The organism is Nocardioides aestuarii (genome assembly GCF_039527245.1).
GTDB classification, from domain to species: Bacteria; Actinomycetota; Actinomycetes; order Propionibacteriales; family Nocardioidaceae; genus Nocardioides; species Nocardioides aestuarii.
This window is the reverse complement of the sequence record NZ_BAAAJT010000003.1, coordinates 486,718-506,629: the sequence shown is the minus strand read 5'-3', so window position 1 is coordinate 506,629 and position 19,912 is coordinate 486,718. Positions and strand designations below refer to the sequence as shown.

The 19,912-nt window shown below is 72.7% G+C and carries 17 protein-coding genes and 1 riboswitch; of the genes, 13 read left to right on the top strand and 4 right to left on the bottom strand.

Annotated elements, in window-relative coordinates; genetic code table 11:
- Window positions 1-164 precede the first annotated feature (164 nt).
- The 13 genes from ABD091_RS20010 to ABD091_RS19950 all read left to right on the top strand — a co-directional run bounded on the left by ABD091_RS20010 (window position 165) and on the right by ABD091_RS19950 (window position 12,783).
- A complete protein-coding gene (locus ABD091_RS20010) occupies window positions 165-1,529 on the top strand; it encodes a hemolysin family protein (RefSeq protein WP_343921802.1) in 1,365 nt (454 codons plus the stop codon).
- Entirely contained in the window at window positions 1,526-2,575 is a 1,050-nt protein-coding gene (locus tag ABD091_RS20005; protein ID WP_343921801.1) for a hemolysin family protein, read from the top strand. Before ABD091_RS20010 ends, ABD091_RS20005 begins: the two co-directional genes overlap by 4 nt.
- A gap of 86 nt (window positions 2,576-2,661) precedes the next feature.
- Complete coding sequence (gene clsA / locus ABD091_RS20000) at window positions 2,662-3,270, top strand: cardiolipin synthase ClsA (RefSeq protein WP_343921800.1); 609 nt, start codon at window positions 2,662-2,664, stop codon at window positions 3,268-3,270.
- Window positions 3,263-4,129, top strand: a complete 867-nt coding sequence (locus ABD091_RS19995; RefSeq protein ID WP_343921799.1) for a DUF881 domain-containing protein — start codon at window positions 3,263-3,265, stop codon at window positions 4,127-4,129. Before clsA ends, ABD091_RS19995 begins: the two co-directional genes overlap by 8 nt.
- On the top strand, window positions 4,126-4,458 hold the full coding sequence (locus tag ABD091_RS19990) for a small basic family protein (protein ID WP_343921798.1): 333 nt from the start codon (window positions 4,126-4,128) through the stop codon (window positions 4,456-4,458). Before ABD091_RS19995 ends, ABD091_RS19990 begins: the two co-directional genes overlap by 4 nt.
- Complete coding sequence (locus ABD091_RS19985; protein ID WP_343921797.1) at window positions 4,451-5,209, top strand: DUF881 domain-containing protein; 759 nt, start codon at window positions 4,451-4,453, stop codon at window positions 5,207-5,209. The genes ABD091_RS19990 and ABD091_RS19985 overlap by 8 nt, the downstream gene beginning before the upstream one ends.
- Before the next feature lie 51 nt (window positions 5,210-5,260).
- On the top strand, window positions 5,261-5,647 hold the full coding sequence (gene gcvH / locus ABD091_RS19980) for a glycine cleavage system protein GcvH (protein WP_343921796.1): 387 nt from the start codon (window positions 5,261-5,263) through the stop codon (window positions 5,645-5,647).
- A gap of 141 nt (window positions 5,648-5,788) precedes the next feature.
- The gene (locus ABD091_RS19975; RefSeq protein WP_343921795.1) at window positions 5,789-6,310 is read left to right on the top strand and encodes an FHA domain-containing protein; all 522 of its coding nucleotides are present in this window, start codon (window positions 5,789-5,791) and stop codon (window positions 6,308-6,310) included.
- A gap of 47 nt (window positions 6,311-6,357) precedes the next feature.
- On the top strand, window positions 6,358-7,056 hold the full coding sequence (gene ftsR, locus ABD091_RS19970; RefSeq protein WP_343921794.1) for a transcriptional regulator FtsR: 699 nt from the start codon (window positions 6,358-6,360) through the stop codon (window positions 7,054-7,056).
- A gap of 41 nt (window positions 7,057-7,097) precedes the next feature.
- Window positions 7,098-7,571 (top strand): bifunctional nuclease family protein, encoded by a 474-nt coding sequence (locus ABD091_RS19965; RefSeq protein ID WP_343921793.1) that lies wholly within the window; start codon window positions 7,098-7,100, stop codon window positions 7,569-7,571.
- Window positions 7,572-7,753: 182 nt separating this feature from the next.
- Window positions 7,754-8,383, top strand: a complete 630-nt coding sequence (locus ABD091_RS19960) for a MerR family transcriptional regulator (protein WP_379190036.1) — start codon at window positions 7,754-7,756, stop codon at window positions 8,381-8,383.
- 66 nt (window positions 8,384-8,449) lie between these two features.
- Window positions 8,450-8,556: riboswitch (glycine riboswitch) on the top strand.
- 137 nt (window positions 8,557-8,693) lie between these two features.
- The gene (gene gcvP / locus ABD091_RS19955; RefSeq protein ID WP_379190176.1) at window positions 8,694-11,456 is read left to right on the top strand and encodes an aminomethyl-transferring glycine dehydrogenase; all 2,763 of its coding nucleotides are present in this window, start codon (window positions 8,694-8,696) and stop codon (window positions 11,454-11,456) included.
- A 40-nt stretch (window positions 11,457-11,496) separates the two neighbouring features.
- Window positions 11,497-12,783: a serine hydrolase domain-containing protein gene (locus ABD091_RS19950; protein ID WP_343921791.1), complete on the top strand. Its 1,287-nt coding sequence runs from the start codon at window positions 11,497-11,499 to the stop codon at window positions 12,781-12,783.
- Window positions 12,784-12,786: 3 nt separating this feature from the next.
- Here the strand turns inward: ABD091_RS19950 and ABD091_RS19945 are convergent, their stop codons facing one another.
- The 4 genes from ABD091_RS19945 to ABD091_RS19930 are packed head-to-tail and all read right to left on the bottom strand — an operon-like array spanning window position 12,787 to window position 19,856.
- Window positions 12,787-14,178 (bottom strand): metallopeptidase TldD-related protein, encoded by a 1,392-nt coding sequence (locus ABD091_RS19945; protein WP_343921790.1) that lies wholly within the window; start codon window positions 14,176-14,178, stop codon window positions 12,787-12,789.
- The gene (locus ABD091_RS19940) at window positions 14,175-15,698 is read right to left on the bottom strand and encodes a TldD/PmbA family protein (RefSeq protein ID WP_343921789.1); all 1,524 of its coding nucleotides are present in this window, start codon (window positions 15,696-15,698) and stop codon (window positions 14,175-14,177) included. Before ABD091_RS19940 ends, ABD091_RS19945 begins: the two co-directional genes overlap by 4 nt.
- A 10-nt stretch (window positions 15,699-15,708) precedes the next feature.
- Entirely contained in the window at window positions 15,709-18,711 is a 3,003-nt protein-coding gene (locus tag ABD091_RS19935; protein ID WP_343921788.1) for an AAA family ATPase, read from the bottom strand.
- Window positions 18,708-19,856 carry an exonuclease SbcCD subunit D gene (locus tag ABD091_RS19930; protein ID WP_343921787.1) on the bottom strand — a complete coding sequence of 383 codons (1,149 nt, stop codon included), beginning with the start codon at window positions 19,854-19,856 and terminating at the stop codon, window positions 18,708-18,710. Before ABD091_RS19930 ends, ABD091_RS19935 begins: the two co-directional genes overlap by 4 nt.
- Window positions 19,857-19,912 lie beyond the last annotated feature (56 nt).

Genomic DNA, 19,912 nt, shown 5'->3' with positions numbered 1-19,912 from the left:
GGTGGGCCCAGCCTAGGACCGCCGGCGTCGGCTCGCGGACGAACGGGACAACTCAGTAGAGTGACCCCGCCCGACCCCGATCGAAGGATCCCGCGAGTACCCATGGACGGCCCTCAAAGTCGTTGCCTGCCCCCTGACCACCGTCCTCCCCGGGGACGCCGCCGATGACCGAGTGGTTGCTCCTCGCCGGGTCGCTCCTGCTGGTGCTGGCCTGTGGCATGTTCGTCGCCGCCGAGTTCGCCTTCGTCACCGTCGACCGCAGCCAGGTCGACAAGGCGGCTGCCGCTGGTGGCGACGCGGGGGCCGAAGGACTCCAGCGCGCGCTGCGGAGCCTGTCCACCCAGCTCTCGGGCGCCCAGGTCGGCATCACCGTCACCAACCTCGCCATCGGCTACCTCGCCGAGCCGGCGATCGCCCGGCTCGTCGACGGCCCGCTCGAGGCCGCGGGCACGCCGGAGGGGCTGGTCCGTCCGGTCAGCATCGCGCTGGCACTGCTGCTCAGCACCGTGCTCACCATGCTCTTCGGCGAGCTGGTGCCCAAGAACGTCGCCATCGCCCGGCCGATGGCCACCGCGCGGGCCACCCAGCGGTTCATGCGGGTCTTCACCGGTGCCTGCCGCGGACTCATCCGGTTGCTCAACGGCTCCGCCAACGCGCTCGTACGCCGACTCGGCATCGAGCCGCAGGAGGAGCTGCGCTCGGCCCGCAGCTCGACCGAGCTGGCGTCGCTGGTCCAGCGCTCGGCCGATCAGGGCACCCTCGACGTCGAGACCGCCGACCTGATGGAGCGGTCCGTGGAGTTCGGCAGCCGGACGGCGGGGGAGATCATGACCCCCCGCGTGCGCACGACGACGCTGGAGGACTCCGAGCGCGCGGCCGCCGTGATCGAGCTGGCGCGGCAGAGCGGTCACTCCAGGTTCCCGGTCCTCGACGACGAGGACACCGTCGTCGGCACCGTCCACGTCAAGCACGCCGTGGCGCTGCCGCTCCACGAGCGCGCGACGACCCGGGTCAAGCACATCATGGTGCGCCCGATCGTCGTGCCCGACACGATGCGGCTCGACCCGCTGCTCGCGCTGCTGCGGCAGGACGGCTTCCAGATGGCGGTCGTGCTCGACGAGTACGGCGGGCACGCCGGGATCGTGACCCTCGAGGACGTCGTCGAGGAGATCGTGGGCGACATCAGCGACGAGCACGACCGGCTCGGGTCCCGCGCCCGGCAGCGCCGCGACGGCAGCTGGATCCTCTCCGGCCTGCTGCGCCCGGACGAGGTCGAGGACGTCACGGGCATCGAGCTCCCCGAGGACGAGAACTACGACACCATCGCCGGCCTCGTGCTCCAGGCGCTGGGCAGGGTCCCGGGCTCCGGGGACGTCGCCGAGGTCAACGTCCCCGACCGCAGCGACCCCGACGAGCCGAGGGAGCGGCTGGCCTCCCTCACCGTCCTCCACATGGACGGTCTGCGTATCGACCGGCTCGCCCTCCGGCTCCACGACGGCGCCGAGCACCAGGCAGGTGATCGCTCGTGAGCGACCTGACCGCACTGCTGGTGGCCGTCGTGCTGCTGGCCGCGAACGCCTTCTTCGTCGGCGCCGAGTTCGCGCTGATCTCGGCCCGGCGCAGCCAGATCGAGCCGCGCGCCCAGGAGGGGTCGCGGATGGCCCGGACGACGCTGCGTGCGATGGAGCGGGTCAGCCTCGTCATGGCGGGGGCCCAGCTCGGCATCACCATCTGCTCGCTCGGGCTCGGCGCGGTCGGCGAGCCCGCCGTCGCCCACCTGCTCGAGCCGGCCTTCCACGCCCTCGGTGTCCCCGACGGGCTGCTCCACCCGGTCGCGTTCGTCGTGGCCCTCGGCATCGTGGTCTACCTCCACGTGGTCCTCGGCGAGATGGTCCCGAAGAACATCGCGATCGCCGGGCCCGAGCAGGCGGCCCTGTTGCTCGGCCCGCCGATGATGGGCATCGTCACGGTGCTGAGCCCGATCATCCGGGTGCTCAACGCCGTGGCGAACGCCACGCTCCGCCTGATCGGGGTCGAGCCGCGCGACGAGGTCAGCTCGGCGTTCACGCGCGAGGAGGTCGCGGCGCTCGTCGAGGAGTCGCGGGGCGAGGGGCTGCTCGCGGAGGAGGAGTACGGCCGCCTGGCCGGCGCCCTCGGCTTCACCGAGAAGACGGTGAAGGGGGTGCTGATGCCCATCGACGGCCTCACGACCGTACGGCGGGGGTCGACCGCGGCGGACGTCGAGGCGTTGTGCGCCGCCACGGGGTTCAGCCGGTTCCCGGTCGTCTCCGAGTCCGACGACCTGCTGGGCTACCTCCACATCAAGGACGTCCTCGAGACCGACGAGGGGCGCCGTGACCGCGTCGTCGACGACAAGTGGTTCCGTCCCTTCGCGCCGGTGCGCGACACCGACCTCCTCCACGACGCCCTCACCGGGTTGCGTGCCCGGGGGGCCCACATGGCCGTGGTCGTCGGGGAGGACGGCGAGGTGAGCGGGGTGGCGACCCTCGAGGACGTGATCGAGGAGCTCGTCGGCGAGATCCGCGACGCCGCACACGCCGACGAACCGGCCTGACGGGTCCGCGCACCACGACGGATAGGGTGGCCGCGACCGGACCCGGCTCGGGCCGGCTGGGCGAGGCAGAACACAGGGGACGAGAGTTGGCGGACGACACGACGCGCACCGACGACGGGCGTGTGTGGACCGTGCCCAACCTGCTGAGCATGGCGCGGCTCGCCGGGGTGCCGCTGTTCCTGTGGCTGGTGCTCGGTCCCGAGGCCGACGGCTGGGCGCTGCTGCTGCTCGCCGTCTCCGGCGTGACCGACTACCTCGACGGCTACCTCGCCCGGAAGCTCGACCAGTTCTCGCGGTTCGGGCAGGTGCTCGACCCGGTCGCCGACCGGCTCTACATCCTCGCCGTGGTCGTCGGGCTGGCGTTCCGCGACATCATCCCGTGGTGGGTCGCGGTCATCCTGCCGCTGCGCGACGCCCTCCTCTGGATCCTGGTCCCCATCCTGCGCACCCGCGGCTACAGCGCGCTGCCCGTGCACTTCCTCGGCAAGGCCGCCACCTTCAACCTGCTCTACGCCTTCCCGCTGCTGCTCCTCGGTGACGGTGAGGGCACGATGGCCACGCTGGCCGACGTCTTCGGCTGGGCCTTCGCCGGCTGGGGGATCGGCCTCTACTGGTGGGCCGGCATCCTCTACGCCTACCAGGTCTACCGCTTCGTGCAGGCGACCCCGAGGCGAGCGGACGGGCCCGATGGCTGAGACCCGTGAGCGTCCGCTGCCCGACCACGTCACCACGCCGCTGCTGACGCTGATCACCCAGCAGGCGCTCGAGGAGGACTACCGCTCGGTCGCGCAGCGCCGCTCGCTGCGACCCGGCGCCGAGCCGCCCCGGACCCGGATGCTCGCCGTGGCCGCGCTGCTCGTGCTGGGCCTGCTCGTGGGTGTGGCCGCGGTCCAGAACTCCCGCAACGCCGCGATCCAGGACGCGGGCCGGGCGACCCTGGTGGCCCAGATCGAGCAGTCCCGCGAGGAGCTCTCCGACACCCAGGCGGCGATCGCCGACACCACCCGCGAGAACCGGGGCCTCACCGACCGCCTGACCGGGCTCACCACCACCCGCGAGGCGACGACCAGCCGGCTGCGGCGGCTCCAGGTGGCGACCGGCTACCTCCCTGTCACCGGGCCCGGCGTGCGCATCGTGGTGGAGGACAAGCCCGACGCGGGTGAGCGCGAGCTGGTCCAGGACGCCGACCTGGCCAAGCTGGTCGACGGGCTCTGGGAGGCCGGGGCCGAGGCGATCGCCATCAACGACCAGCGGCTGAACCCCCTCGGCGCCATCCGCAACGTCGGCACCGCCGTCCACGTCAACACGGTGCCGCTGTCGCCGCCCTACACGGTCCGCGCCGTTGGTGACACCCGGACCCTGCAGGCCGACCTGGCAGCGACGACGCACGGCGCGGAGTTCTTCGCGCTGGCCCAGCAGATCGGGTGGGGCGTCGACGTGGACAATGTGGGCGAGCTCTCGTTGCCGGCCGCCCGGCAGCGCCGGCTCCAGCACGTCGAGACCGGTACCGCGGAGCAGCGGTCCGGCGGAGGGGTCGAGGAGGGGCAACCGTGATCGCCGCACTGGGACTGCTGATCGGGATCGTGCTCGGCCTGATCTTCCAGCCCGACGTCCCGCTGGGTCTCGAGCCCTACCTGCCGATCGCCGTGGTCGCCGCGCTCGACGCGGTCTTCGGCGGGCTGCGTGCCTACCTCGACGGCATCTTCGACGACAAGGTCTTCGTCGTGTCGTTCCTCAGCAACGTCGTGATCGCGGCGGCGATCGTCTACCTCGGCGACCAGCTCGGCGTGGGCGGCCAGCTCTCCACCGGCGTCATCGTGGTCCTCGGCATCCGGATCTTCTCCAACGTCGCGGCCATCCGCCGCCACCTCTTCCATGCCTGAGCAGGAGCCGACCCCCGACGAGCGGGCGCAGGAGGGTGGGCGCCGGCGGCTGCTGAGCGCGCTGCGCACGCCGAGCCGTGCGCAGGTCGTGGTCGGGGTGCTGCTGGCCGCGCTGGGGTTCGCGGCCGTGACCCAGATGCGCTCCTACGAGGTCAACGACTCCTACGAGGGCTACCGCGAGCAGGCGCTCATCGACGTCCTCAACGGCCTGGCCGGCAGCACCCAGCGTGCGGAGGCCGAGCTCCAGCGGCTCGAGGAGACGCGGTCGCGCCTCCAGAGCGACACCAGTGCCGCCCAGGCGGCGGTCGAGCAGGCCCGCACCGAGATCGACAACCTGGAGGTGCTCGCCGGCACCGTCCCGGTCACCGGACCGGGGATCCGGATCACCATCACCGAGGAGACCGGCGAGGTCGACATCGGGTCGATGCTCGACACGGTCCAGGAGATGCGTGCCGCCTTCGCCGAGGCCATGCAGGTCAACGGCCAGGTCCGGGTGGTGGCATCCACGTCGTTCGAGGACGGGATCGGCGGGATCTACGTGGACGGCCAGCTGCTCGAGCCCCCCTACGTCATCGACGTGATCGGCGACCCGGCCACCCTGCACGGTGGCATGACCTTCCCCGACGGCCCGAACGATCAGCTGCGTGCCGACGGCGCGACCGTCGTGGTCGAGGAGCTGCAGAGCCTCGACATCGAGTCGGTCGTGGAGCCGGCGCGACCGCAGTTCGCGCAGCCGGGCAGCAACGGATGACCCGGGCTGGGTAGCCTGCCTCCGTCCCGCACCACGAGCAGAGGAGCCTCCGTGTACCCCGACGACCTGAAGTACACCGCCGAGCACGAGTGGGTCCGTGTCCCCGGCGAGAGCGAGGGCTCGATCCGCATCGGCATCACCCAGTTCGCCCAGGACGCCCTCGGCGACATCGTCTACGTCTCGCTGCCCGAGGTCGGGGACTCCGTCGACGCGGGTGCGCCGTGCGGCGAGCTCGAGAGCACCAAGTCGGTCAGCGACATCTTCGCCCCCGTCTCCGGCGAGGTCGTGGCTCGCAACGACGCGCTCGACGCCACTCCCGAGCTGGTGAACAACGACCCCTACGGCGGTGGCTGGCTCTTCGAGCTGGCGCCGTCGGAGGCGACCGACGTCGACGGCCTGCTCGACGCGACGGCCTACCAGGCCGGGCTCGACGCCTGACCCGGGCCGCAGCCTCTCGGGAGTGTCCGGGATCCGGGTTGCCCGGCGACACCGGGCTGATAGGTTCGGGCTCACCGGGTAACCGTCACCCTCAACCTCACGCACAGGGTCACCCCCACTGCCTCTGCGGAAGGAGCTCCGATGCCGTACTGCACCAACTGCGGGCGTCAGAACCCCGACGACGCCAAGTTCTGCGCCCAGTGCGGGACGCGGCTCGTCGCGGCCGACGCCTCGGCAGGCGGTGAGCCCACGGGGGAGGCCACGGCCACCATCACCTTCGGGGTGTCGAAGGAGAAGACCGACACCTCCGACCGTCAGCTCAGCCCGGTCGACGCGGCCGCGGTCGACGCGCTGCCCCCGGGACACGCGCTGCTCGTCGTGCAGCGCGGTCCGGGTGCGGGCAGCCGGTTCCTGCTCGACGCCGACGCCATCGATGCCGGTCGCCACCCCGACAGCGAGATCTTCCTCGACGACGTGACGGTCTCGCGCCGTCACGCCGAGTTCCGGCGTGAGGCGGACCGGTTCACCGTCGCCGACGCCGGCAGCCTCAACGGCACCTACGTCAACCGTGACCGCATCGACAAGGTGCAGCTCAACGACGGCGACGAGGTACAGATCGGCAAGTACCGGCTGGTGTTCTTCTCGGGCCACCCGGGGGAGTGATGGCGCCGGCCCGAGGAGTGCACCAGGCCGACGCCCCCGGAACGCGGATGAACATCGGGGAGGTCCTCGAGCGCCTGCGCCCCGACTTCCCCGGCGTCACCATCCCCAAGATCCGGTTCCTCGAGGCCGAGGGGCTGATCAAGCCCGAGCGCACGCCGGCCGGCTATCGCAAGTTCACCGGGGCCGACGTCGACCGGCTGCGCTACATCCTCACGATGCAGCGCGACCACTACCTCCCCCTCAAGGTCATCGGCGAGCACCTCGACGCGATCGACCGCGGCCTCGAGCCGCCCCCGATCGAGTCGGTCGTGCCGACCGTCCCGCGGGTCTCGCTCGCCGCCGACGGTCTGCCGAGCACCCAGAGCTTCAGCCGCACCGACGACGTGCGGCTCTCCCGCAAGGAGCTGCTCAAGATCGCCGAGGTCGAGGAGCCGCTGCTCGACCAGCTCGAGCAGTTCGGCCTCATCGTCCCCCGCACCGGCACGGGGCACTACGACACCGATGCGCTGGTGATCGCCACGACGGCGCGCGAGCTGGCGGCCTACGGCTTCGAGCCGCGCCACCTGCGCGCCTTCAAGACCGCTGCCGACCGCGAGGTCGGCCTGGTCGAGCAGGTCGTGGCGCCCCACAAGCGGGGCCGCGACGCCGCGGCCAAGGCGCGTGCGGAGGAGACGGTGAGCGAGATCGCGGCGCTGTCGGTCCGGCTCCACGCCACGCTGGTCAAGGCCGGGCTGCGCTCCTCCTGAGGGGCGGTGGCCCGTGCCCGCGCCGGGAGTAGGGTGATCGCGTGCGCGAAGTCGACGTGATGGGTGTCCGGGTAGAGATGCCGTCCAACAACCCGATCGTGCTGCTGCGCGAGGTCGCCGGCGACCGCTACGTGCCGATCTGGATCGGTGCCGTCGAGGCCACCGCGATCGCCTTCGCCCAGCAGGGAGTGGTCCCGCCGCGGCCGCTGACGCACGACCTGCTCAAGGACGTGCTGGCCGCGACCGGCGACGGACTGAGCGAGGTGCGCATCACCGACGTCAAGGACGGCGTCTACTTCGCGACCCTGGTGCTGTCCTCGGGAGCCGAGGTGAGCGCCCGGCCCTCCGACTCGATCGCGCTCGCGCTCCGGACAGGTGCCCGGATCGTGTGCAGCGAGGAGGTCCTCGACGAGGTCGGCCTCGCCGTGCCCGCCGAGCAGGAGGACGAGGTCGAGCGGTTCCGCGAGTTCCTCGACCAGGTCACGCCCGAGGACTTCGAGGCACCGGAGTCCTGATCTGGGTCACCCTCAACCTGAGGTTGAGGGTTGCGACACGCCGACGCCCTCGTTGACCCGCTCGCGGGTGGGACCTACGGTGAGTGTCTTCGTTGTAACTCCACCGTTGTGCTCAGCTGGGCACGCGGTCCGGCTCTTCCCCCGGGAGTTACGCTCAGCGGAGGAGATGCCAGGAGGACGGCGTGGCCGGAAATGAGCACGACCAGGACGCGGTGAAAGCACGCGGCGCCGACGTCGAGGCAGCCCTGGAGGCTGCCGAGAGCGCGGAGGAGCAGGGGCTCCTCTTCACCGACGACGTCTCGCCGCTGCCGAGCGACACCGGCTACCGCGGTCCGACGGCGTGCAACGCCGCCGGCATCACCTACCGCCAGCTCGACTACTGGGCCCGCACCGGCCTGGTCGAGCCGAGCGTGCGCGGCGCGGCGGGCTCCGGCTCCCAGCGCCTCTACTCCTTCCGCGACATCCTGATCCTCAAGATCGTCAAGCGGCTGCTCGACGCCGGCATCTCGCTCCAGCAGATCCGTACCGCCGTCCACCACCTCCGGGAGCGCGGCACCGACGACCTGACGCGGGTCACGCTCATGAGTGACGGCATCTCGGTCTACGAGTGCACCAGCAACGACGAGGTCATCGACCTGCTGCAGGGCGGTCAGGGCGTCTTCGGCATCGCCATCGGCGGTGTCTGGCGCGAGATCGAGGGCACGCTGGCGGAGCTGCCCAGCGAGCGCACCGCCGACGCGGACGGCTCCGACGGGGCTCCGGTCGCCGGCGACGAGCTCGCCGCGCGTCGCGCCGCCCGCCGTACGGGCTGACCCACCCGCGTCTCCTCCGCACGTCCCGGCGGCCCCGACCTGCAGTGATAGGTTGGGGCCGCTGACTCATCCCGTGCGGGAGAGTCTCCGAGCCCCGCCACCGCGGGGCCGCGGAGCGCCGAAGGGGCAAATCCTCCCCGGAACCTCTCAGGCGCCCGGACCGCGCGGGCCAGGCAACTCTGGAGCCTCTCGGGCGACAGAGGGGGAGGGTGATCCGACCGACACCACCCCTTGTCGTTCCGAGGAGCCACCCGTGACCGAACCCTTCGTCGATCGCCACGTCGGACCCCGTCCCGACCACGTCGCCACCATGCTCGAGCGGCTGGGCTACGACTCGCTCGAGGCGCTGATGGCCGACGCGGTCCCGCCGGCCATCAGGTCCACAGCGACCCTCGACCTGCCACCGGCCGCCGACGAGGCGACCGTCGCCCACGAGCTGCGCGAGCTCGCGGCCCGCAACCAGCCCGCCGAGGCGATGATCGGCCTGGGCTACCACCCCACGCGGACTCCGGCGGTGATCCGCCGCAACGTGCTCGAGGACCCCAGCTGGTACACCGCCTACACCCCGTACCAGCCGGAGATCTCCCAGGGCCGGCTCGAGGCGCTGATCAACTTCCAGACCGTCGTCGGTGACCTCACGGGCCTGCCGACCGCCAACGCCTCCCTGCTCGACGAGGGGACCGCGGCCGCCGAGGCCATGACGCTCGTACGCCGCGCCAACCGGAAGGCCGAGGGCCCCTTCGTCGTCGACGCCGACGCGCTGCCCCAGACGATCGAGGTCGTGCGCACCCGCGCCGACGCCATGGGCATCGACGTGGTCGTCGCCGACCTGGCGGACGGACTGCCGGAGGGCCCGGCGTGCGGCGTGCTGGTCCAGTACCCCGGGGCCAGCGGGCACGTGCTGGACCCCCGGCCGGTGATCGAGCAGGTGCACGAGCGCGGGGGCCTGGCCGTTGTCGCCGCCGACCTGCTCGCCCTCACGCTCCTGGAGTCGCCCGGGGAGCTCGGCGCCGACGTCGTGGTCGGGTCGTCCCAGCGCTTCGGCGTCCCGCTGTTCTACGGCGGTCCCCACGCCGGCTACATCGCCGTCGCAGCCGGGCTCGAGCGCCACCTGCCGGGTCGCCTGGTCGGCGTCTCGGTCGACGCCGAGGGCCGCCCGGCCTACCGGCTGGCCCTCCAGACCCGCGAGCAGCACATCCGCCGCGACAAGGCGACCTCGAACATCTGCACCGCGCAGGTCCTGCTGGCCGTGGTCTCGTCGATGTACGCCGTCTACCACGGACCCGAGGGGCTGCGGGCCATCGCCCGGCGCACCCACGAGCTCGCGGCCCGCGCTGCCGCCTCGCTCGAGCAGGCAGGTCACGAGGTCGGCACCCACCGGTTCTTCGACACCTTCACCGTGTCGGCACCCGGGCGTGCCGCGGAGGTCGTGAAGCGCGCGCGCGAGGGCGGGCTGCACCTGAGGCTGGTCGACGCCGACACCGTCGGGCTGTCCTTCTCCGAGGTCAGCGGCCCGCACACGCTGCGGGCGCTGCACGACGCCTTCGGGGTCTCGCCCCACGCGACCGAGCCGCTCGACGCGCTCCCGCCCGAGCTCGCGCGCACGACCGACTTCCTCACCCACCCCGTGTTCCACACCCATCGCAGCGAGACCCAGATGCTGCGCTACCTCCGGCGGCTCTCCGACCGCGACTACGCGCTCGACCGCGGCATGATCCCCCTGGGCTCGTGCACGATGAAGCTCAACGCGACCACCGAGATGGAGCCGGTCTCGCTGCCGGGCTTCGCCGACCTCCACCCCTTCGCCCCGGCCGAGGACGCCGTCGGCTACCAGGTGTTGGTCTCCCAGCTCGAGGCGTGGCTCGCCACGGTCACCGGCTACGACCGGGTGTCGATCCAGCCCAACGCGGGCTCCCAGGGCGAGCTGGCCGGGCTGCTGGCGATCCGTGGCTACCACCGGGCGCGCGGCGAGGAGCAGCGCGACGTCTGCCTGATCCCGTCGTCGGCCCACGGCACCAACGCGGCGTCGGCAGTCATGGCGGGCATGCGCGTCGTCGTGGTGAAGGCGGCCGAGGACGGCTCGGTCGACCTCGACGACCTCCGCGCGCAGTGCAAGGCGCACGCCGACGACCTCGCCGCGATCATGGTCACCTACCCCTCGACCCACGGCGCCTACGAGGACGGGATCGTCACGCTGTGCGAGGTCGTGCACGACCACGGGGGCCAGGTCTACGTCGACGGGGCCAACCTCAACGCACTGCTCGGCCACGCGCGTCCCGGCGAGTTCGGCGGCGACGTCTCCCACCTCAACCTCCACAAGACCTTCTGCATCCCCCACGGTGGCGGCGGTCCGGGGGTCGGACCGGTCGCGGTGCGCGAGCACCTCGCGCCCTACCTCCCCTCCCACCCGTTCCACCCGGAGGCCGGCAAGCGTGAGGGCATCGGCCCCATCAGCGCGGCGCCCTACGGTTCCGCGGGCGTGCTGCCGATCTCCTGGGCCTACGTCCGGCTCATGGGTGCGGCGGGGCTCACGACGGCGACCTCGGTCGCGGTGCTCTCCGCCAACTACGTCGCCTCGCGGCTCGACGAGCACTTCCCGGTGCTCTACCGCGGTCACGGTGGGCTGGTCGCCCACGAGTGCATCCTCGACCTGCGCCCGATGACCAAGGCCACCGGTGTCACCGTCGACGACGTCGCCAAGCGCCTCGTCGACTACGGCTTCCACGCCCCGACGATGTCCTTCCCGGTGGCCGGCACCCTGATGGTCGAGCCGACGGAGTCGGAGGACATCGAGGAGCTCGACCGCTTCTGCGAGGCGATGATCGCCATCAAGGCCGAGATCGACCGGGTCGCGGCGGGGGAGTGGAGCGCTGAGGAGTCGCCCCTCCGGCACGCACCCCACACGGCGCAGGTGCTCGTCGAGGACTGGGACCGTCCCTACGACCGTGCGCTCGCGGTGTTCCCCACCGGACCCGACCCGGACAAGTACTGGCCGCCGGTCGCGCGGATCGACCAGGCCTACGGCGACCGCAACCTGGTCTGTGCCTGCCCGCCGCCCGAGGCATTCGCCTGATCTGCCCGGTGGACGCGCCACCGCGGTCTAGGGTCGCTCCATGACCGAGCCCGTGGTGGAGCGCCGCCAGGTGTGTCTCGACGTCGCGCAGGCCGCCGGTCGCCTGACCTCGGTGGTCGGCGCGGTGTTCGATCGCTACGGCGTGGTGTGGGAGGGCGCCTCCGGTCGCGGCGGTGGGCTGGCCGGGCAGTACCGCATCGGCTCGATCACCAAGACGTTCACGGCGGTGCTCGTGATGCAGGCCCGAGACGCGGGTCTCGTCGACCTCGATGCGCCCGTCGGTCGCTACCTCGGTGACATCGGATACTCCGACGTCACGTCACGTCAGCTGCTCAGCCACACGTCGGGGATGCAGAGCGAGCCATCAGGGCCGTGGTGGGAGCGGTCGCGCGGTGGTGACTACGACGCTCTCGTGGCCGCCAACGACGGCAGCGGCCGCGTGGCGCCGCCTGGTGGCTACTTCCACTACTCGAACCTCGGCTACGGCCTCCTCGGCGAGGTCGTGGCCCGGGTGACCGGCCGACCCTGGCGGCAGCTGGTCACCGACGTGCTGATCACGCCGCTCGGGCTCGCCCAGACGTCCTACCTGCCCCGTCCCCACGCCCAGCCGGGCTGGAGCGTCGACCACTTCACCGGCGTGCGGTGCCTCGAGCCGCTGACGAGCACCGGGGCCATGGCGCCCGCGGGCCAGCTGTGGTCGACGATCGGTGACCTCGTCACCTGGGGACAGTTCCTGGCCGGCAGCCGGCCCGACCTCCTCGACCCGTCCACCCTGCACGAGATGTCGCTCCCAGTGCGCGACGACTACGGGCTCGGGCTCCAGGTCTCGGCGAACGCCGGGGGACTGCTCGTCGGCCACGGCGGGTCGATGCCGGGCTTCATGGCGCGGCTGGTGGTCGACCCGGGGTCCGGTATCGGCGCGGCCGTCCTCACGAACGCGACCACCGGCATCGACACCCACCAGCTGGCCCTCGACCTCATCGACGGCGACTTCATCGACGACGTCCCCGCACCGTGGGTGCCGACGGTGACGGTGCCCCCGGAGGCCGCGGGCCTGCCGGGCCTGTGGTTCTGGGGCAACAGCGCCCACGAGGTGCGCTGGCACAACGACGGGCTCGACGTGGTCGCGCTCGCCGGCACCATGCGTGACCGCTTCGTGCTCGTGGGGTCCCACCTCGTCGGTGTCTCCGGCTATCACCGGGGTGAGACGCTCCAGGTGCACAGACGCCCGGACGGGAGCGTCAGCCACCTCGAGTGCGCGACGTGGGTCTACACGCGGACGCCCTACGACCCGGACGTGGAGATCCCCGGCGGCCACCCCCGGTGAGGGTCAGCGGGCCTGCGAGACGCTGGACATGTTGAAGTCGGGGATCCGCAGCGCCGGGGTGGCGGTGCGGGAGAAGTAGTCGTCGCCCCACTCGCGGCTGAAGCTCGGCACCGTGGCGCTGGCGTGGGTGAACCGGTTGAGGAGGTCGACCGGGCTCTCGTTCCAGCGGAAGTTGTTGCCCTCGCCGACGATCTCACCGTCCTTGACGACATAGACCCCGTCGCGGGTCAGCCCGGTGAGCAGCAGGGACTGCGGATCGACCTCGCGGATGTACCAGAGGCAGGTCAGCAGCAGCCCGTCGTCCATCCCGGCGACCAGGTCCTCGATGCCACCGGTCGCGCCGTCGACGGTGAGGGCGAGGTTGTCGACGTAGGGCGTCAGCGGCAGCCCGGTCAGGCCGGCCGAGTGCCGGGTCTGGAGGAGCGAGGCCAGGGTGCCGTCGGCGATCCACTCGGTGCGGGCGAGGGGCAGGCCGTTGTCGAAGACCGACTGCTCGTTGTCGGAGCTGGCAGCGGTGGCGAACGGCTGGCACTCCAGACCAGGCAGGGCCGGGTCGGAGAAGAGGGTCACGCCCTGCCGGGCGATCTGCTCGCCCACGCGGGTGCCGCCGCCACGACGGCTGTAGACCGACTGTCCCTCGTGGGCCGTGCGGCCGCCGGCGTACCAGTAGGCGTCGATCATCACGTCGGCGACAGCACTGGGCGGCATGATCGTGTCGTAGCGGCCGGCGGGGAGGTCGATCTGTCGCTGGGCCCAGCCCAGACGTGTGGCGAGGGTCTCGTCGACAGCGAGCGCGTCGACGTCGGCGAAGTCGCGAGTCGCGCCCCCCACCCACGCGGAGCGGGTCAGGGAGGTGTCCTTGCCGGTGCAGCCGTAGTGGCCCGTCGGCTGCACGTGGCGCAGCCGCAGGCCCGTGGAGGACCCCAGGTAGGTCGTGACGTGGGAGTGGCTCACGAAGCCGTAGAGCACGCGGCCGGCGTCCCCGGCCCGTCCGAAGGCCTCGCCGAGCGCCGGGGCGAACGTGTCGAAGACGTGGATGTCGGTCGGGACCGGAGCGTCGTCCCAGTCGGGTGCCGCGTCCCCGGTCACCAGGTCGGCGGCGTCCTCGGCCGGGGATCCGTCACGCGCACCGGCGTCCGCCGCGGCGACCAGGTCCGCCACCTGCTCAGGCGTGGACGCGCTGCCGCTCGCCGAGCCCGAGGACGTGCCGTCGGCGCCGCGGACGACCGAGACGACGGTGACGTCGATGCCGTGCATCACGCCGTTGGTGGTGAGGGTGTTGTTGGCCCACCGCAGGTTGGCGTGGGTCGAGTCGCGCACGATGGCGACACAGCCGTCGGCTGTCGAGGTGGCGAGCGCGTGCTCGACCAGGGACTGCGGGGTGTGGGTGGTCATCGCTCGCCTGCCTCGTCGGTGGTGTTGAGGATCCGGACGCCGCGGAACAGCGCGGTGGGGCAGCCGTGGCTGACGGCGGCGACCTGACCCGGTTGGGCCTTGCCGCAGTTGAACGCGCCGCCCAGGACCCACGTGTCGCGGCCCCCGACGGCCTCCATGGACCCCCAGAAGTCGGTGGTGGTCGCCTGGTAGGCCACGTCGCGGAGCTGGCCCGCGAGCCGGCCCTCCTCGATCAGGAAGAACCGCTGGCCGGTGAACTGGAAGTTGAAGCGTTGCATGTCGATCGACCAGGACTTGTCGCCGACGACGTAGATGCCGCGCTCGACCCGGCTGATCAGGTCGTCGGTGGAGACGTCGTCGGGCGAGGGTTGGAGCGACACGTTGGCCATCCGCTGGATCGGCACGTGGCCGGGGGAGTCGGCGTAGGCGCATCCGTTGGACCGTCCGCCGTTGAGCTCCGCCTTCATGCGTCCCATGGCCCGGTCGAGCTGGTAGCCGACGAGGACCCCGTCGCGCACGATGTCCCACGACTGCGTCTCGACACCCTCGTCGTCGAAGCCGACCGTCGCGAGTCCGTGCTCGACGGTGCGGTCGCCGGTCACGTTCATGACCGTCGTGCCGTACTGGAGCGTGTTGAGCTTGTCGTAGGTGGCGAAGGACGTGCCGGCGTAGTTGGCCTCGTAGCCCAGCGCACGGTCGAGCTCGGTGGCGTGACCGATCGACTCGTGGATGGTGAGCCACAGGTTGGAGGGGTGGACCACGAGGTCGTAGGTACCGGCCTCGACGGAGGGCGCGGCGAGCTTGTCGGCCAGCAGCCCGGGCACCTCGGCAAGCTCGGCGTCCCAGTCCCACAGGTCACCGGTGACGTACTCCCATCCGCGCCCCACCGGGGGAGCGATGGAGGCCATCGAGTCGAAGGTGCCGCTGGTGGCGTCGGTGCCCATCGCCTCGAAGTGCGGCTGGAGACGCACGCGCTGCTGGGTGGTACGGGTCCCGGTCAGGTCGGCGTAGTACTTGTTCTCCTGCACCTGCTGGAGGGAGGCGGTGGCGTGCTCGACGACCGGGTGCTCACGGAGGCGGTCCGTCCACCCGGTCAGCACCGCTGCCTTGTCCTTCACCGGCACGCTCAGCGGGTTGACGTCGTAGGCCGAGACCCACGTGACGTCGTCGTGCACCGGCTCGTCGGCGATCTCGACGCTCGTGGTCGTCATCTCGGCTGCCACGCCGGCGACCGCGACGGCCCGCTCGGCGACGGCGACGGCCTCCTCGCGGGTGAGGATCACCCCGGCCGCGAACCCCCACGCCCCGCGATGGATCACACGGACGGCGAAACCGAGGTCCTCGGAGTCGGCCGCGCCCTGGAGGACGCCGTCGCGGACGCCCAGGCGCTGGTAGCGCACCCGCTCGAACCTGAAGTCGGCATGGCTGGCCCCCAGCTCGCGGGCGCGTGAGAGGGCCACGTCGCCGAGGTCGCGGTAGGGGAGCGCGAGGAAGGACGGATCGAGCTCGGCTCCGGTCATGGGCGCGACGCTAACGCATGGGTGCCGGGGCGCTCGCCTGACGTGTCCTGGAGCCTGCGCGTCGCTTCTCGACGTGCAGCTGCGCGGGGATCCGGTCGCGCAGCTCGGGGACGTGGCTGACCACGCCGACGACGCGGCCGCCGTCGCGGAGCGAGTCGAGCATGTCCATGACGTGGTCGAGGCTGTCTGCGTCGAGGGTGCCGAAGCCCTCGTCGACGAAGAGGGTGTCGAGCTCTGCGCCTCCGGCCTCGTGGCTGATGACGTCGGAGAGCCCGAGGGCGAGGGCGAGGGAGACGACGAACGTCTCGCCGCCGGACAGCGTGACCGGGTCACGCGACTCGCCGGACCACTCGTCGCGCACCCGGAGGCTCAAGCCGCCCCGCGTCTCGCCCGCTCCGCGGTCGTCGGAGTGCTCGAGCTGGTAGCGGCCGTCGAGCATGGCCGACAGCCGCTCGTTCGCGGCGGCGACGACCTGGGCCAGCCGTGCGGCGAGGACATAGCCGGAGAGCCGCATCCGGAGCCGGTTGTCGGGTGAGGAGCCGTCGGCGAGTGACGCCAGCCGATCAGCGAGGGCGTGACGGGCGCGCACCGGCGACCAGGCTGCGAGGTGCTCGTGGAGATCGGCGACCAGTCCGTCGAGACGCGCGGTGCGTCGACGCGCGGTGGCCTCGGCGTCGTGGGCGGCACGGAGTGCTGCCTGTGCCGCCTCGTGGTCGCCGACCAGGGTGGGAAGGTCCGGCTCCGCGGCTGCCGCTGCCGCACGGACGTCGGGGTCGGCCAGGGTCGCCTCGGCCGCGGCCCGCCGCTGCCGGTGGCGGTCGACCAGGGCCTGCAGCTCGTCCAGGTCACCTGCCGCCTCCGCCGCCTCCTGGGCGGCGGCCGGGTCGTCGAATCCCTGCTGGGTCGCGGCGGCGGCTGCCCTCGCGGAGACCTCGTCGAGCTGCTGCTCCTCCCGGACGGCGTCCTCGTGGGACCGGTGTGCGGTCCGAGCCGCGACCAGGCGCCGCTCGAGGCTCTCGGCGAGCGCAGGCAGGGTGTCGTGACCGGTGCCGTCGACCAGCGTGTCCAGCTCGTCGGTCAGGACCGTGAGGCGTTGCTCGCGCTGGGCCAGCGCCGAGGCGGTGCTGGCCCGGTCGCCGTGGAGGTGGTGGACCCGGAGCCGGACCTCGGCGAGCCGCTCGTCGGCCCGCTCGCGCCGAGCGGCGAGGCCGGGCAGCCGGGTGGCCCGGGCGCGGAGCCGCGAGGCCCGGCCCTCGCGGTCGGCCAGCTCGCGCTCGAGCACCGGGATGGTCGCGCCGCGGGTCCGCTCGCGCGCCGCCGTGGTCCGGGCGTCGAGGTCGGCCAGCGCGAGCTGGCGCGCATGGCGCACCACCTCGGCGTCGTCGACGTCGCTGCGCGCCCGACGGACCGCCTCGGCGTCGGGGGACCCCGGGAGGGCCTGGGCCGGGTGGGGATGGTCGGCACTGCCGCACACGGGACAGTCGTGGCCCGATGCGAGGCCGAGGGCGATCTCCGCGGCCATGCCGGAGAGCCGACGCTCCTGGAGGTCGAGCCAGTGCTCCTTGCGGGCGTGGACGTCGTCGACGGCTGCGCGCAGCAAGGTCTCGGCGTCGGTGCGCCGGCGCAGGAGTGAGACCACCTCGCGCCCGGCTGCCAGCCGCTCCCGCGCGACGCCGACCTCGTCCTCCGCCGCCGCCAGGCTGTCCGCAGCACGCTGGGCGTCGAGCTCGGCCGCCGCGTGGTCGGCGAGCGCGGCGGGCAGCGACGCGAGCTCGTCGTCGAGGGCCCCCAGCTCGTCGGCGAGGGAGCGCAGGCGCTCCTGGTCGCCGGCAACGGCGAGGCGGACGTCGTCGAGCTCGGCCAGGCGGGGCAGGGCAGCGTGGACGGTGGCCAGCGAGCGTGTCGTGTCGTCGATCACGGCGCCGAGGTCGTCGGGTCGGACCTGGTCGAGGAGCTCCCGGAGGCGGCCGAGGTCGCGAGCGGCGAGGGTCCGGGCGGCGTCGCTGCGGCGGGTCGCGCGGTGGACCGACTCGACGTGGCCCAGCACCGGGACGGCCCGTCGTCCGGCTCGCAGCCGGGCGAGGTCGAGGGCGAGGTCGCCCGCGGCGGCGTCGAGCGCGCCGAGCTCGGCCAGGGCTGCGCGGTGGCGCTGCTGCACCCCCGCGAGCGCGCGGGCGTCGTCGAGGGCCGCGCGCGCGTCGGCCTCCGCACCCACCGCCTGGTCGAGCCGGGTCACGGTCGAGGAGTGGAGCTCGTCGGCCTCCCGGCTCAGCGCGTCGGCCCACGGGGAGATCTCGTCGGCCACCTCGGCCAGGTGGGGGAGCGTCCAGGAGGAGGGTGTCTCGCGCCGCGCCGCCTCGCTGGTCCGGTTGACCAGGGCCGCGACCCCGGCCTCGTGGCGGGCGGCCTCGCGCCCCAGGCTCCGCCGGTGGTCGCGGAGCCAGGCCTCGACCGCTTCGAACCGGCTGGTCCGGAAGAGCTGGTGGAGGAGTCGCTGGCGGTCGTCGGACCCTGCCCGCAGGAACGCCTGGAAGCGGCCCTGGGGAAGCATCTGCACCTGGCAGAACTGCGTCTGCGTCATGCCGAGGAGACCACTCAGCAGGTGGCCCGCCTCGTCGAGGCGGGAGGACCGGGGCACCCAGGTCCCGTCGACCCGTTCCTGCACCAGCACCGACGCCTGCGCGGTCGTGGTGCCGTCGCCCCGCTTCTTCGGGCGCTGCCAGGACGGTGACCGGTCGATGCGGAGGCGACGCCCCGCGAGGGTCAGCTCGAGCGTCACCTCGGGTGCCACTCCGGGTGCGGCGTGGTCGGAGCGCAGCCGCTTCGCGATCTGGCGGTCCCCGGGCACGGCGCCGTAGAGCGCGAAGCAGATCGCGTCGAGCACGCTGGTCTTGCCGGCGCCCGTGGCGCCGGTGAGCAGGAAGAGCCCGGCGTCGCTCAGGGTGTCGAGGTCCACCTCCACCTCACCGGCGAACGGGCCGAAGGCCTGGATCCGCAGCCGGTGGATCCTCACGAGGCCGCCTCGGGATCGAGGCAGCAGGCCTCGACGGCCTGACGCAGCAGGGTGGCCTCCGCGTCGGTGGCCGGGACGCCCCGGAGGTCGCCGACGAAGTCGAGGACCACCTCGTGGTCGCTACGACCCGAGGTGCGAGCGGCGGGTGAGGAGACGGGGGAGGCGCCCTCGGGGTCGAAGTGGAGCGACAGGGTGTGGGGGAAGCGGCGGCGCAGCCGGGCCATTGCCTGCGTCGGGCGCAGCGCGTCGGTGAGCGTGACCTGCAGCCAGGAGCCCTCGTGGGGCTGGAGGCCCGGGTCGTCGAGCAGGGCGTCGATGTGCCCGCGGAGCACGGCCATCGGCCGCGGGACCGGGGCGTCGACGAACTCGGCGGAGACCCGCCCCCTTGCGGCGAGGTCCACCAGCCAGGTGCCCTTGCGCTGGCCGGCCTCGGAGAACGAGTAGGCCAGCGGTGACCCGCTGTAGCGCACCCGGTCGGTCACGGTGCTCGGCCCGTGGAGGTGGCCGAGCGCGGCGTAGTCGACCCCCTCGAAGACGTCGGCCGAGACCATGGAGACACCGCCGACGCTGATGTCGCGCTCGGAGTCGCTCGGCGCGCACCCGGCGACGAAGGCGTGGGCCAGCACCACCGAGCGGGTGCCGGACGGTCGGCCGGCGAGGTCGACGCGCACCCGGCGCATCGCCTCGGCGAGCGCGGCCTCGTGGGAGCGGGCCGGGAGCTGCCACGGCTCGCGCAGCAGCTGGGGGTCGAGGTAGGGCAGGCCGTAGACGGCCACGTCGCCGTCGTCGGCGCCGACGACCACGGGCGTGCCGACCGAGGCGGCGTCGGTCCGGACGTGGACGCCGGCTGCGTCCATCAGGCGCGATCCGAAGCCGAGGCGCTGGGCGCTGTCGTGGTTGCCGCTGGTCACGACCACCCGGGCGCGGGACGCGGCGAGCCGGGCGAAGGTCTCGTCGGCGAGCGCCACGGCGTCGACCCCGGGGAGCGCCCGGTCGTAGACGTCGCCCGCCACGACGACCAGGTCGACCGACTCGGACTCGACGACGTCGAGCAGGTGGTCGACGAAGCCGGCCTGGGCCGGCAGCATCCCCTCACGGTGGAAGGACCGGCCGAGATGCCAGTCGGAGGTGTGGAGGATGCGCACGGGACGACGGTAGGCGGCAGCGCCGACAGGCCTGCGGCCCCACGCCGCCCCGCGCG